At 69.1% G+C, this 14,682-nt stretch carries 11 protein-coding genes; all 11 read left to right on the top strand.

Annotated elements, in window-relative coordinates; translation table 11 throughout:
• Positions 1–62 precede the first annotated feature (62 nt).
• The 11 genes from chvE (at position 63) to araA (ending at position 14,643) form a co-directional block, all read left to right on the top strand.
• Positions 63–1,193: a multiple monosaccharide ABC transporter substrate-binding protein gene (chvE, locus tag CLT74_RS08180; protein ID WP_099845998.1), complete on the top strand. Its 1,131-nt coding sequence runs from the start codon at positions 63–65 to the stop codon at positions 1,191–1,193.
• Between the two features lie 80 nt (positions 1,194–1,273).
• Positions 1,274–2,821, top strand: coding sequence for a multiple monosaccharide ABC transporter ATP-binding protein (mmsA, locus tag CLT74_RS08175; protein ID WP_099845997.1), 1,548 nt, complete (start codon positions 1,274–1,276; stop codon positions 2,819–2,821).
• Positions 2,818–4,065, top strand: a complete 1,248-nt coding sequence (mmsB, locus tag CLT74_RS08170; RefSeq protein ID WP_099845996.1) for a multiple monosaccharide ABC transporter permease — start codon at positions 2,818–2,820, stop codon at positions 4,063–4,065. Before mmsA ends, mmsB begins: the two co-directional genes overlap by 4 nt.
• 143 nt (positions 4,066–4,208) lie before the next feature.
• Positions 4,209–5,465: an ROK family protein gene (locus CLT74_RS08165; RefSeq protein ID WP_486582146.1), complete on the top strand. Its 1,257-nt coding sequence runs from the start codon at positions 4,209–4,211 to the stop codon at positions 5,463–5,465.
• A 170-nt stretch (positions 5,466–5,635) separates the two neighbouring features.
• Positions 5,636–7,306, top strand: coding sequence for a ribulokinase (gene araB / locus CLT74_RS08160; RefSeq protein WP_099851571.1), 1,671 nt, complete (start codon positions 5,636–5,638; stop codon positions 7,304–7,306).
• The gene (locus CLT74_RS08155) at positions 7,303–7,980 is read left to right on the top strand and encodes an L-ribulose-5-phosphate 4-epimerase (RefSeq protein WP_199172138.1); all 678 of its coding nucleotides are present in this window, start codon (positions 7,303–7,305) and stop codon (positions 7,978–7,980) included. The genes araB and CLT74_RS08155 overlap by 4 nt, the downstream gene beginning before the upstream one ends.
• 124 nt (positions 7,981–8,104) lie before the next feature.
• The gene (locus tag CLT74_RS08150) at positions 8,105–9,112 is read left to right on the top strand and encodes an ABC transporter substrate-binding protein (protein WP_486582145.1); all 1,008 of its coding nucleotides are present in this window, start codon (positions 8,105–8,107) and stop codon (positions 9,110–9,112) included.
• A gap of 179 nt (positions 9,113–9,291) precedes the next feature.
• Positions 9,292–10,833, top strand: coding sequence for a sugar ABC transporter ATP-binding protein (locus CLT74_RS08145; RefSeq protein ID WP_099845993.1), 1,542 nt, complete (start codon positions 9,292–9,294; stop codon positions 10,831–10,833).
• Positions 10,830–11,900, top strand: coding sequence for an ABC transporter permease (locus CLT74_RS08140; RefSeq protein ID WP_099845992.1), 1,071 nt, complete (start codon positions 10,830–10,832; stop codon positions 11,898–11,900). Before CLT74_RS08145 ends, CLT74_RS08140 begins: the two co-directional genes overlap by 4 nt.
• A 76-nt stretch (positions 11,901–11,976) precedes the next feature.
• Positions 11,977–12,966: a galactofuranose ABC transporter, permease protein YjfF gene (gene yjfF / locus CLT74_RS08135; protein WP_099845991.1), complete on the top strand. Its 990-nt coding sequence runs from the start codon at positions 11,977–11,979 to the stop codon at positions 12,964–12,966.
• Positions 12,967–12,993: 27 nt separating this feature from the next.
• The gene (gene araA, locus CLT74_RS08130; protein WP_486582143.1) at positions 12,994–14,643 is read left to right on the top strand and encodes an L-arabinose isomerase; all 1,650 of its coding nucleotides are present in this window, start codon (positions 12,994–12,996) and stop codon (positions 14,641–14,643) included.
• Positions 14,644–14,682: the final 39 nt, after the last annotated feature.

Here is a 14,682-nt window from a genome sequence, read left to right as displayed (position 1 = left end):
TGGGCCCCAAGTGCGACCCGCGCAGCCGGTGCGACGGCGCGAGTTCCAGATTGGGGAAGCCAGTGAACAGAAGAGTCCTGGCCGCTCTCGGTAGCGCCGCCCTGGCGCTGAGCATGGCGGCCTGTAGTGGCGACGGCGCCGGCAGCGGCGGTAACGACAGCGACACGCCCGCCGACCTGACCATCGGCGTGTCGATGCCGACCCAGACCTCCGAGCGGTGGATCGCGGACGGCAACTCGGTCAAGGAGAAGCTGGAGGCCAAGGGGTACAAGGTCGATCTCCAGTACGCCGGTGACGACATCCCCACCCAGTCCCAGCAGGTCGACCAGATGATCACTCGGGGTGCCGACGTGCTCATCATCGCGGCGATCGACGGCACGGCGCTGAGCGGTCAGTTGCAGGCCGCGGCCGACGCGGACATCCCGGTCATCGCCTACGACCGGCTCATCCGGGACAGCCCGAACGTCGACTTCTACGTCAGCTTCGACAACTACAAGGTCGGCGTCGCCCAGGCGACCGCGCTGCTCGTCGGCCTCGGAGTGCAGACCAAGGACGGCGCGAAGGGCGAGGCGAAGGGCCCGTTCAACATCGAGCTGTTCGCCGGGTCGCTCGACGACAACAACGCCCACTTCTTCTTCGACGGCGCGATGGACACCCTCAAGCCGTTCATCGACGACGGCACCCTGAAGGTGACGTCCGGGCAGACGAAGATCGAGCAGGTGGCGATCCTGCGGTGGCAGCAGGAGGCCGCGCAGAAGCGGATGGAGGACCTGCTCACCTCCAGCTACAACAGCGGCACCAAGGTCGACGGCGTGCTGTCGCCGTACGACGGGTTGTCGCGGGGCATCATCACCGCCCTGCAGAACGCCGGCTACAAGGGAGCGGAGTTCCCGGTGGTGACCGGCCAGGACGCCGAGATCGCCTCCGTCAAGCTGATCGACGACGGGGTGCAGAGCTCCACCATCTTCAAGGACACCCGGCTGCTGGCCGAGCAGGCGGTCATCGCCGGTGAGGCGTTCCTCACCGACAAGGCGCCGGAGGCCAACGACACCGAGACCTACAACAACGGTGTCAAGGTCGTGCCCTCGTACCTGCTGCCGGTGCAGACGGTGTACAAGGACGACATCAAGCCGGTCCTGATCGACTCGGGCTACTTCACCGCCGAGGAGGTCGCCGCCGGCCAGGCCGGCTGACGGCGCTGCCGGGCCCGGTGGCGTACCCGCCACCGGGCCCGGCACCACCCCTGCCACACACGACGATCTGGAGGCTCAGGATGGTGAGCACCGACGACAACATCCTCGAGATGCGTCGCATCACCAAGACCTTCCCGGGCGTGGCGGCGCTCCAGGACGTCACCCTCGCCGTACGTCGTGGGGAGATCCACGCCATCTGCGGCGAGAACGGCGCCGGTAAGTCCACCCTGATGAAGGTGCTGTCGGGGGTCTACCCGTCCGGCAGCTACGACGGCGAGATCCTGCTCGACGGCGAACCGGTGCACTTCAAGGGCATCCGGGACAGCGAGAGCCGGGGCATCGTCATCATCCACCAGGAACTCGCCCTGGTGCCGTACCTGTCGATCGCCGAGAACATCTTCCTCGGCAACGAGCAGCGTGGGCCCGGCGGGTTGATCGACTGGAACCGCACGAACGCCGAAGCGGCGCGGCTGCTCGCCTCGGTGGGACTGGCCGAGAACCCGGTGACGCCGGTGGTGCAGCTCGGCGTCGGCAAGCAGCAGCTGGTGGAGATCGCCAAGGCCATCTCCAAGAAGGTCCGGCTGCTCATCCTCGACGAGCCGACCGCCGCGCTCAACGACGTCGACTCGGCCCACCTGCTGAGCCTGATGCGGCGACTGCGCGACGAGGGCATCACCTGCATCATGATCTCGCACAAGCTCAACGAGATCACCGCGATCGCCGACTCCACGACCGTGCTGCGCGACGGGCGGACGGTGGAGCGGCTCGAGATGGCCTCCGGCGAGGTGACCCAGGAGCGGATCATCCGGGGGATGGTCGGCCGGGACATCGACAGTTTCTACCCCGACCGGGTGTCCACCCCCGGCGAGGAGGTGCTGCGCATCGAGGACTGGTCGGTGCGACACCCGACCCAGGACCGGCTGGTCGTCGACGGCGCGAACCTGAACGTGCGCGCGGGCGAGGTGGTCGGTATCGCCGGTCTGATGGGGGCCGGGCGGACCGAACTGGCGATGAGCGTCTTCGGACGCTCCTACGGCCGCGACATCACAGGCCGGTTGTTCGTGCACGGCCGGGAGGTCAGGGCGCGCACCGTCGCTGAGGCCATCCGCAACGGCATCGCGTACGCGACGGAGGACCGCAAGCGTTTCGGCCTGAACCTCATCGAGGACATCCGGCGCAACGTCTCGGCCGCCGGGCTGCGCCGCCTCGCCCGGCTCGGCTGGGTGAACGACAACGAGGAGATCAAGGTCGCCGAGACCAGTCGGCGCGACATGAACATCAAGGCGCCGAGCGTGATGTCGGTGGTGGGCAAGCTCTCCGGTGGCAACCAGCAGAAGGTCGTGCTGTCGAAGTGGCTGTTCACCGATCCGGACGTGCTGATCCTGGACGAACCGACCCGGGGCATCGACGTCGGGGCGAAGTTCGAGATCTACACGATCATCAATCGGCTGGTGGCCGACGGTAAGGCCGTCATCATCATCTCCTCCGAGCTGCCGGAGCTGCTCGGCATGTGTGACCGCATCTACACGCTGTCGGCAGGCCGCATCACCGGCCAGGTGCCGGTCGCTGAGGCGACCCAGGAGAAGCTCATGGAACTCATGGCGAAGGACAAGGAAAGCGTCGGATGACCAGCACCAGGCCCTCCTCGGCGGACAAGAAGTCGGCTGAGAGCGCTCCCGCCGTCGCACTGCACGTCGGCACCAGCGACCCACGTACGCTGATCATGAACAATCTGCGGCAGAGCGGCATCTTCGTCGCCCTCGTCGTCATCGTCGCCCTGTTCGCGTTCCTGACCGACGGTCTCTCACTGAGCCCGGGCAACATCACGAACATCGTCCTGCAGTACTCGTACATCCTGGTGCTCGCCATCGGCATGGTCATCGTGATCATCGGCGGGCACATCGACCTCTCGGTCGGTTCGGTGGTGGCGCTCACCGGCGCGGTCTCCGCGGTGGTCGTCATCCGGCAGGGCCAACCGTGGTGGGTCGGTGTGCTGGCCGCCCTGGCGGTGGGTCTCGCGGTCGGCGCCTGGCACGGCTTCTGGGTGGCGTACGTCGGCATTCCCGCCTTCATCGTCACCCTCGCCGGCATGCTGCTCTTCCGCGGCCTCACCCTGCGGGTGCTGGACAACATCTCGCTGTCGCCGTTCCCGGCCGAGTACAACAGGATCGCGGCCGGATTCCTCAATGGTCTGATCGGTGGTGACGGCTATGACGCCTTCACCCTGCTCATCGGCGGCATCGCGGTGGCCGGCTACGTGGTCAGCTGTTTCCGTACCCGGGCCGCCCGCGTCCGGTACCAGCAGCCCGTCGAGTCGTTCGCGTTGTTCGTCGCCCGGATGGCGCTCGTCGGTGCCGTGGTCATGTGGTTCGCCTGGCAGCTCGCGCACGCCCGTGGCCTGCCGATCGTGCTGATCATCCTGGCCGCCCTGGTGCTCGTCTACGGGCTGCTCACCCGGCGTACGGTCTTCGGCCGGCAGGTCTACGCGATCGGTGGCAATCTCTCCGCGGCGATGCTGTCCGGCGTGAAGGTCCGCACCGTCAACTTCTGGATCTTCGTCAACATGGGCTTCCTGTCCGCGGTGGCCGGCATCATCTTCTCCTCCCGCTCCAACGGCGCGCAGCCCGCGGCGGGCAACATGTTCGAACTCGACGCGATCGCCGCCGCGTTCATCGGTGGTGCGGCTGTCACCGGCGGCGTCGGTACGGTCGTCGGCGCCATGGTGGGCGGGCTCATCATGGCGGTGATGAGCAACGGTATGCAGTTGATGGGTGTGGACCAGTCGTTGCAGTCGGTGGTCAAGGGCCTCGTGCTGCTGGTCGCCGTCGCCTTCGACGTCTACAACAAGCGCCGGGCCGGCGCGAGCCGCTGACGAGACTGTCGGGCACCCCCACGCGGGTGCCCGACAGTCTCCGGTCAGCTCCCGGCCGGCGGACCGACGCCGGCCGCGCTTGACGTCGCGACACGATGTGGAAACACTCCCTCGGGTCGGCTCCGCGGCGTCCGGAGGTTCGATTGGTCCAGGAGGAGATCCGCCGGCACAACGCCGGAACGCTGCTGCGGCACGTGCATCTCCGGGGCCCGTTGTCCCGGGCGGAGCTGGGCGAGCGGATGGGCCTGAACCGCAGCACCATCATGGCGCTGACCGCCGAGCTGACCCGGGTCGGCCTCGTCGGTGAGGAGTCGCCTGGGGACACCGGCCGCGCCGGCCGGCCGTCACTCGTGGTCCGGCCGGCGTCCGACAGCTGCTACGTGCTGGCCTTCGATGTCGCGGTGGACCGGTTGGTCGCCGCCCGCGTCGGGCTCGGCGGGGCGATCCTGGACCGGCGGGAGGCGGTGCGTCCACGAGCCGGTCCGGACCTGCACGACGTGGTCGCGGTCCTCGCCCGCTTCGGCCGTCAGCTGCACCGGGCGGCGCCGTCGGGCGCCAGGTGCGTCGGCCTGGGTGCCTCGTACTGCGGCATGATCCGGCCGGGCGACGGGATGGTCAGGTACGGGCCTGATCTGGGCTGGGTCGACCAGGCGTTCGGCGACGAACTCGGCCGCCGTCTCGGCCTCGGCCTGCCGGTGGCGGTGGGCAACGAGGCCCACCTCGGTGCTCAGGCGGAGCAGCAGCGCGGCGCGGGGGTCGGTCTCGACGACCTCATCTACCTGCACGGTGACGTCGGCGTGGGCGGCGGCATCATCGTCGGCGGGCGGCTGCTGGGTGGCGACGGCGGCTACGGCTGCGAGTTGGGGCACATGGTGGTCAATCCGTACGACGGCCGGCCGTGTGGTTGCGGCTCGTACGGTTGCCTGGAGGCGGAGGTCGGCGAGCGCGCCCTGCTCGACGCCGCCGGCCGGCCCGCCGAGCTGTTCGGGCGCGACGCGGTCCGGTCCGTTGCCGACGAGGCCGACCGTGGGGATCCGGCGGCGCGGGAGGCGCTGCGTCGGGTCGGCGACTGGCTCGGCATCGGGGTGGCGAATCTGATCAACCTGTTCAACCCGGGCATTGTGGTCTTCGGCGGGATGCTGTGCGACCTCTATCCGGGGGCCGCCGCCCAGGTACGCGATCGCATCGCCCGCCACGTGCTGCCGGTGGCCCGGGAGACGGTCCGGCTGCGCACCGCGGCCCTCGGCGACGACGCCACCCTGGTCGGTGCGGCGGAACTCGGTTTCGCAGCGTTGCTCGACGATCCGCTGACGGTGCTGACGCGACAGGTGCCGTCGCGCGTCGTCGTGCCGTCCTCCGCACCGCCGGTGCCGGGTGTCCAGCCGGTACGACGGGCCTGAACGACGGCGGGCCGGCACCCCGAGCGCTGTCGATGCGGTGGGACCGGGGTAGCCGAGTGGCCGGTGCGCCTGCGACCATGCAGTCCGTTACGGAGCTGTTGCCGGGAGGTGTCTTGACGTCATCGGATGTGAGCGTTAACACTGAGGTCCGTCATCGGCCGGAGGTGAAGATGAGCGGTGTGGCAGCGGGCGACAAGTACGTCGTCGGCGTCGACTACGGCACCCTTTCGGGGCGGGCCCTGGTGGTCCGGGTCCGCGACGGTGCCGAGCTGGGGACCGCGGTGCACGAGTACCGCAACGCGGTGATCAGCTCAGCGCTGCCGGACGGAGGCACGCCGCTGCCGCCGGACTGGGCGTTGCAGGACCCGGAGGACTACCGCGACGTGCTGCGCCACGCGGTACCGGCGGCGGTGGCCGCCGCCGGGGTCGACCCGGGCGACGTCGTCGGCATCGGCATCGACTTCACCGCCTGCACCGTGCTGCCGACGCTTGCCGACGGCACGCCGCTGTGCGAGGTGCCGGAGCTGCGCCAGCGACCGCACGCCTGGGTGAAGCTCTGGAAGCACCACGCCGCCCAGCCGCACGCCGACCGGATCAACGCGCTTGCCCACGAGCGTGCGGAGCCCTGGATCGGTCGCTACGGCGGCAAGATCTCCGCCGAGTGGCAGTTCGCCAAGGGTCTGCAGATCCTCGAGGAGGACCCGGAGGTCTACCACCGGGCCGAGCGGTTCATCGAGGCGGCGGACTGGATCGTCTGGCAGTTGTGCGGTGTCGAGACGCGCAACGTCTGCACCGCCGGCTACAAGGGCATCCGTCAGGACGGCAACTACCCGTCGGCGGACTACCTCACCGCGCTCAACCCCGGTTTCGGTGACTTCGTGACCAAACTGGACGGTCCGCTGATGCCGCTCGCCGCCCGGGCCGGTGGACTGACCGCCCGCGCCGCGGCCTGGACCGGTCTGCCGGAGGGTATCGCCGTAGCGGTCGGCAACGTCGACGCCCACGTGACCGCGGCCGCCGCCCAGGCGCTCGACCCGGGCCGGCTGGTGGCGATCATGGGCACGTCGACCTGCCATGTGGTGAACGGCACCCATCCCGCCGAGGTGGCCGGGATGTGCGGCGTGGTCGACGGTGGCATCAGCTCCGGAGCCTGGGGCTACGAGGCCGGGCAGAGCGGCGTCGGCGACATCTTCGGATGGTTCGTCAAGCACGCCGCGCCGGCCGGCGTCGACTCGCACGAGCGGCTCACCGAGCTGGCCGCCGCCCAGCCTGTCGGCGCGCACGGCCTGGTCGCGCTCGACTGGTGGAACGGCAACCGGTCGCTGCTTGTCAACCACGATCTCAGCGGGCTGATCGTCGGGTTGACGCTGGCCACCCGCCCGGAGGACATCTACCGGGCGCTGCTGGAGGCGACGGCGTACGGCACCAGGATGATCATCGAGGCGTTCGTCGAGGCCGGTGTGCCGGTCGACGACCTGGTGATCGCCGGTGGGCTCACCTCGAACGAGCTGCTGATGCAGATCTACGCCGACGTGACCAACCGACCGTTGGGCATCATCGGCTCGGCGCAGGGGCCGGCGCTCGGTTCGGCGATCCACGCCGCCGTGGCCGCCGGCGCCCACCCCACGATCCACGAGGCGTCGCGGGCGATGGGTCGGATAGCGGCGGCGGTCTACCAGCCGGACCCGGACCGGGTACGCGCGTACGACGCCCTCTACGCCGAGTACCGGGGGCTGCACGACCACTTCGGTCGCGGCGCCAACGACGTGATGCTGCGTCTGCGGGCGATCCGCAACGCGGCGGTGGAGTCGGCGACGGCGCCGCAGGAGGTGTTCGCGTGAACGTCGAGGTGACCCGACAAATCAGCGAGCTGCGCGAGAGCGTGGCCCGGCTGCACGGGGAACTGACCCGGTACGGCCTGGTCGCCTGGACGGCCGGCAACGTCTCCGCGCGGGTCCCCGGCCACGACCTCATGGTGATCAAGCCGAGCGGCGTCGACTACGACGACCTGTCGGCCGACAACATGGTGCTCTGCGACCTCGACGGCCGGCCTGTCGAGGGGGAGCTGTCGCCGTCGAGCGACACCGCGGCGCACGCCTATGTCTACCGCGCCATGCCCGAGGTGGGCGGCGTCGTGCACACCCACAGCACGTACGCCACCGCCTGGGCCGCGCGGGGCGAGTCGATCCCGTGCCATCTGACCGCGCAGGCTGACGAGTTCGGCGGGGAGATCCCCGTGGGCCCGTTCGCCCTGATCGGCGGCGACGACATCGGCAAGGGGATCGTCAGCACCCTCACCGGGCACCGTTCGCCCGCGGTGCTGATGCGTAACCACGGCGTCTTCACCATCGGGCGTAACGCCCGTGCCGCGGTCAAGGCCGCGGTGATGTGCGAGGACGTCGCCCGAACCGCGCACCTGGCGCGCGCGCTCGGGCAACCGGTGCCGATGGCGCAGGCCGACATCGACGCCCTCTACGACCGCTACCAGAACGTCTACGGCCAACGTTCTTCCTGACCGTCCCCGGCCAGCCGGGGACGCCTTGCTCCAACTGACGCACAGATCCCCACCACGAGCGCCGACCGCTGCCGTACCGGCCGCGGCCGGCGTGGACAACCGCACCCCCACCCGAGGAGATCCGATGAGGAACATGCGAATGCCCATGGCGCGTCGGCGCGCCATGGCGGTCGTCGCCGCCGTGCTGCTCGCCGGCGGCGTGGCGGCCTGCGGCAACAGCGACACCGGCAGCGGCAACGACGGCGGCGGCGACGACAAGCTCGTCCTGGGCTTCTCCCAGGTCGGCGCGGAGAGTGGCTGGCGTACGGCCAACACCAACTCCATCAAGGAGGCGGCGGCCGAGGCCGGTATCGAGCTGAAGTTCGACGACGCCCAGCAGAAGCAGGAAAACCAGATCAAGGCCATCCGCAACTACATCCAGCAGAAGGTCGACGTGATCGCCTTCTCGCCGGTGGTGGAGTCCGGCTGGGACACCGTGCTCAAGGAGGCCAAGGACGCCGGCATCCCGGTGATCCTGACCGACCGCGCGGTGGACTCCGCCGACAAGTCGCTCTACAAGACCTTCCTGGGTTCGGACTTCGTCAAGGAGGGCCGCCTCTCCGGCGAGTGGCTGGTGGAGAACAAGAAGGACGCGACCGGCGACGTGAACATCGTCGAGTTGCAGGGCACCACCGGCTCCGCCCCGGCCAACGACCGGAAGAAGGGCTTCGCCGAGGCGATCGCGGCCGACCCGAAGCTGAAGGTCATCGCCTCCCAGTCCGGCGACTTCACCCGGGCGGGCGGCAAGCAGGTGATGGAGCAGTTCCTGAAGGCTCACCCGAAGATCGACGTGCTCTTCGCGCACAACGACGACATGGGTCTGGGTGCGCTGGAGGCGATCACCGCGGAGGGCAAGGAGCCCGGCAAGGACATCACCATCATCACCATCGACGCGGTCAAGGACGGCATGCAGGCCCTGGCCGACGGCAAGTTCAACTTCATCGCGGAGTGCAGCCCGCTGCTCGGCCCGCAGCTGATGGACCTGGCCAAGAAGGTGCACGCCGGCGAGGAGGTGCCGCCGCGGATCGAGACCGAGGAGACCACCTTCACGCAGGAGCAGGCCAAGGAGGCCCTGCCCAACCGCAAGTACTGATGACGCACGGGGCCGCCGCCACCAGCGGGGCGGCCCCGCCGCGTCGCCCATTCCCGACGGACTGGGCGTCTGGCCCGACATCCCGTGCCACGCCGCCCGGCCGGCCCCAGGCCGGCCGGGCGGCGTGCCGGGGTAACTGGCCCTTCCGCATCGATGAAAATTAGAAGAGGATCGATGGGATGACGGATAGTCGTCCGGTCCTGACGATGACCGGGATCAGCAAGTCCTTTCCCGGGGTGCGCGCACTCCACAACGTCGACTTCCGGCTCTTTCCCGGCGAGGTGCACGCCCTGATGGGCGAGAACGGCGCCGGCAAGTCGACCCTGATCAAGGTGTTGACAGGCGTCTACGGCATCGACGAGGGCAGCGTCACCCTCGACGGCGAGCAGGTGGCCTTCAACGGACCGATGCAGGCCGCCGCCGCCGGGGTCAGTACGGTCTACCAGGAGGTCAATCTCTGCCCGAACCTGTCCGTGGCGGAGAACATCTTCATCGGCCGGGAGCCGCACCGCTTCGGTGCCGTCCGCTGGGGCGAGGTCCGGCGGCGCGCCCGACAGCTGTTGGCCCGTCTCGACCTCGACATCGACGTCACCGCCCCGGTGTCGAGCTTCTCGCTGGCCGTGCAGCAGATGGTCGCGATCGCCCGGGCGATCGACGTGCAGGCCCGAGTGCTGATCCTGGACGAGCCGACGTCCAGCCTGGACGCCGATGAGGTCGCGCAACTGTTCCGGATCATGCGGCAGCTGCGGGACGAGGGCATCGCCATCCTCTTCGTGACCCACTTCCTCGATCAGGTCTACGGCATCGCCGACCGGATCACCGTGCTGCGCAACGGCGCACTCGTGGGGGAGTACCCGATCGCCGAGCTGCCGCAGCTGGCGCTGGTGGAGAAGATGATCGGCAAGGAACTCGACGTCCTGGAACGGATCGAGGAGCAGCCCCGCCCGGAGCTGGCGGTCCTGGAGGGCGGTACCCCCTTCGTCCAGGTGTCGCAGCTCGGTCGCAAGGGTGCGGTCGCCCCGTTCACGCTGGCCATCCACGCCGGTGAGGTGGTCGGCCTGGCCGGTCTGCTCGGCTCCGGGCGTACGGAGGTGGCGCGGCTGCTGTTCGGTGCGGATCGAGCCGACCGTGGCGAGGTCGAGGTGAACGGCACCCGGACCGGCCTGCGCAATCCGGTGCAGGCCATCGACCAGGGCATCGGCTTCTGTTCGGAGAACCGCCGGGCGGAGGGGATCATCGCCGACCTGTCGGTCCGGGAGAACATGATCCTGGCCATGCAGGCCGCTCGTGGCTGGCTGCGTCCGATCCCCCGTCGCCGCCAGGACGAGCTTGTCGACAAGTACATCAAGGCGTTGAGCATCCGTCCGGCCAACCCGGAGATGCCGGTACGCAACCTCTCCGGCGGCAACCAGCAGAAGGTGCTGCTGGCCCGCTGGCTGATCACCGAGCCGCGGCTGCTGATCCTCGACGAGCCGACCCGGGGCATCGACATCGGCGCGAAGGCCGAGATCCAGAAGCTGGTGGTGCAGCTCTCCGACGGTGGGATGGCGGTGCTGTTCATCTCCGCCGAACTGGAGGAGGTGCTGCGCCTCAGCCACAAGATCGCGGTGATGCGCGACCGGGAACTGGTCGCCCAACTCGACAACGACGACACTGTGGACGCGGACCGCGTCATGCAGACCATCGCCAGCGGCACCGAGCGTGAGGAGGCGAGCCGATGAGCGACGCCGGGAACCGCTTCCGGACCCTGCTCGGCCATCGGCTGTTCTGGCCGGTCGCCGTGCTCGTGGTCATGTTGGCGGCCAACACCGTCTACCGTCCCGGGTTCCTGTCCGTCGAGGTCAACAACGGGCACCTGTACGGCACCCCTATCGACATCCTGCGGTTGAGCGCTCCACTGATCCTGGTCGCGCTGGGCATGACCCTTGTCATCTCGACAGGCGGCATCGACCTGTCGGTCGGCTCGACCTGCGCGATCAGCGGCGCCATCGCCTGTCTCTACATCAGCCGGGCGCCCGACCAGAACAATCTGGTCACCGTGCTGACCGCGCTCGCCATGGCTCTCGGGGTCGCGCTGGTGCTCGGTGCCTGGAACGGGGTGCTGGTCTCCGTCATCGGCATCCAACCGATCATCGCCACCCTCATCCTGATGGTGGCCGGCCGGGGCCTCGCGCAGCTGATCGCCCAGGGCCAGATCATCACCATCAACTCCGGTCCGTACCGGGCGATCGGGTTGGGGCACCTGCTGACCCTGCCCCTGGCGATCTTCATCGCGTTGGCCGCTGCCCTGCTCGTCGCGGCGTTCACCCGGCGCACCGCGCTCGGCATGATCGTCGAGTCGGTGGGCGGCAACCGGGAGGCCAGCCGGCTGGCGGGCATCCGGTCCGGTCGGGTCGTCTTCCTCGTCTACGTGGTGAGCGCCGCCTGCGCCGCGATCGCGGGGTTCATGATGACCGCGAACGTCTCCAGCGCCGACGGCAACAACACGGGCCTGTGGGTGGAGCTCGACGCGATCCTCGCGGTCGTCATCGGTGGCACCTCGCTCGCCGGGGGCCGGTTCTACCTCAGCGGCACGATCGTCGGCGCCCTGATCATCCAGACCCTCACCACCACGGTGTACGCCATGAACATCTCACCCCAGACGGCGCTGCTGTTCAAAGCGGTGGTCGTGATCGCCGTCTGCCTCATCCAGGCGCCCGCCTTCCGGGCCAAGTTCCGCCGTCGACGGTCCGGGACACCGCCGCCGCAGTCGTCGCCGCAGCGGCAGAAGGAGCAGGTGCCGGCATGAGCGAGCGTAGCGAGCGAATCATCAGGCTCAGTGCGGATGTGCCTCATGACGGCACGCAGCGAAGCGGAGTGGCGGCATGAGCACGACGTCCGTAACCACCGGCCCGAGCTGGGCCAAGCTGCCCCGGCGGCACATGCCGGTGCTGGCGACCCTGACGTTGCTGCTGGTGATGTACGGCATCGGAGTCTCCCAGTACCGGGCGTTCTCCAACATCCAGGTAGTTTTCAACGTCTTTATCGATAACGGTTTCTTGCTTGTCATCGCGGTCGGGATGACCTTCGTGATCCTCACCGGCGGGATCGACCTGTCGGTCGGCTCGGTGGCGGCGATGACCGCGATGGTCTCGGCGTGGCTGCTGCAATCCGGCCTGCCCGCGTTGCCGGTGCTGGTGATCGCCCTGCTCATCGGGCCGACGCTCGGGTTCCTGATGGGCTGCGCGATCCACTTCTTCGACATCCAGCCCTTCATCGTCACCCTGGCCGGCATGTTCTTCGCCCGTGGCATGTGCACGTTCATCAGCAACGCGTCGATCCCGATCACCGACGGGTTCTGGACCACGATGTCGCAGTACCGGATCGGCGATCCCCGGGGCAACTTCGTCTCGATAAGCGTGCTCGTCGCGTTCGCGGTGGTGCTGGTCGCCGCGTACGTGCTGGCGTACACGCGACTCGGACGCAACGTCTACGCCATCGGCGGCAACCCGCAGTCGGCGCTGTTGATGGGGCTGCCGTTGGGCCGGACCCGGATCGCCGTCTACACCATCAGTGGCCTGTGCGCGGCGATCGGCGGGATCCTGCTGTCGTTCTACACGCTCTCCGGTGCCCCGCTGATCGCCATCGGGATGGAGCTCGACGTGATCGCGGCCGTGGTCATCGGTGGCACCGTGCTCACCGGCGGCTCGGGCTACATCTTCGGCACGGTGCTCGGGGTGCTGGTGCTCGGTGTGATCCAGACCTTGATCACCTTCGACGGCAGCCTCAACTCCTGGTGGACGAAGATCGTGATCGGAGGCCTGCTCTTCGCGTTCATCCTGCTCCAGCGCCTCATCGGCATCCGCTACAAGTGACCGCCCCTCTCGCGGAAGGCAACTCCCATGGCAACACACCCTGAACCCGAGGTCTGGTTCCTCACCGGAAGCCAGGCAATGTACGGCGAGGACACGCTCCGGCAGGTGGCCGACCAGTCCCGTCAGATCGCCGCGCTGCTCGACGAATCGCCGCACATCCCCGCCCGGGTGGTCTGGAAGCCGGTCCTGACCACCAGCGCCGACATCCTGCGGACCTGCCGGGATGCCGCGACGCAGGGGGCGGTCGGGGTGATCGCCTGGATGCACACCTTCTCGCCGGCGAAGATGTGGATCTCGGGCCTGGACGCGTTGCAGACCCCGCTGCTGCACCTGCACACCCAGGCGAACGTCCTGCTGCCGTGGGACGAGATCGACATGGACTTCATGAACCTGAACCAGGCCGCCCACGGCGACCGGGAGTTCGGGTACATCCAGACCCGGCTGGGGGTGGCCCGCAAGACGGTCGCCGGGCACGTCTCGGACCCCCGGGTGGTCACCCGGGTCGGCGCCTGGACCCGGGCGGCGATCGGCTGGTCGGCGATGCGTTCGCTGCGGCTGGCGCGATTCGGCGACAACATGCGCGACGTGGCCGTCACCGAGGGGGACAAGGTCGAGGCGGAGCTGCGCTTCGGGGTCTCGGTGAACACCTACGGGGTCAACGACCTGGTGCGGGTGGTCGACGAGGTGACCGAGGCGCAGATCAACGACCTGGTCAAGGAGTACGACGACACCTTCCGGGTCGCCACCGAACTGCGGCCCGGCGGTGATCGGCACGACTCGCTGCGCTACGCCGCCCGGCTGGAACTGGGTCTGCGTACCTTCCTGGACGCCGGTGGCTTCCGGGCGTTCACCACGAACTTCGAGGACCTGGGCGGACTGCGGCAACTGCCCGGCATCGCGGTGCAGCGGCTGATGGCCGACGGCTACGGCTTCGGCGGCGAGGGGGACTGGAAGACCTCGGTGCTGGTGCACACCCTCAAGGCGATGGCCGTCGGCACCGAGGGTGGCACCTCGTTCATGGAGGACTACACCTACGACCTGACCCCGGGTGAGGAACTGGTCCTCGGTGCCCACATGCTCGAGGTGTGCCCCTCGATCGCCGGCGACGTGCCGAAGGCGGAGATCCACCCGCTGAGCATCGGCGGCCGTGAGGACCCTGTCCGGCTGGTCTTCGACGCGGCACCGGGGCCGGCTGTGGTGCTCGGCCTCGCGGACATGGGCGAACGGTTCCGGCTGGTGGCCAACGAGGTCGACGTGGTCTCTCCGCCGCAACCGCTGCGTCGGTTGCCGGTGGCCCGGGCGGTCTGGCGGCCCCGGCCGCACCTGCCCGGCTCCGCCGAGGCGTGGATCACCGCGGGTGCGCCCCACCACACGGTGCTCTCCCAGGCGGTGGGCGTGGAGGAGTTGCACGACCTCGCCGAGATGAGCCGGACCGAACTCGTCGTCATCGACGCCGACACCGATCCCCGGCGGTTCGCCGACGAACTGCGCTGGAACCAGGCGTACTACCGGCTCGCCCGGGGTTCTGACCGCCCTCTGACGCTGGTGTGGCGGACCGGCCGTAGCGGCCTTTCCGCCCCGCCGGCGGCTGCCCGCTTTCGCGGGTGGCAGGGTCCCCGGCCGGCGTGCCACCCCGCCGGCCGGGGACCGCAACATGCTCCTCCGAGCAGTACGTGAGTCGTCGACGTTACGACTTGACGAAGGCCGTGTTATCGC

It is taken from the genome of Verrucosispora sp. CNZ293 (assembly GCF_002754655.1).
This window is presented reverse-complemented; position numbering and strand designations above follow the sequence as displayed.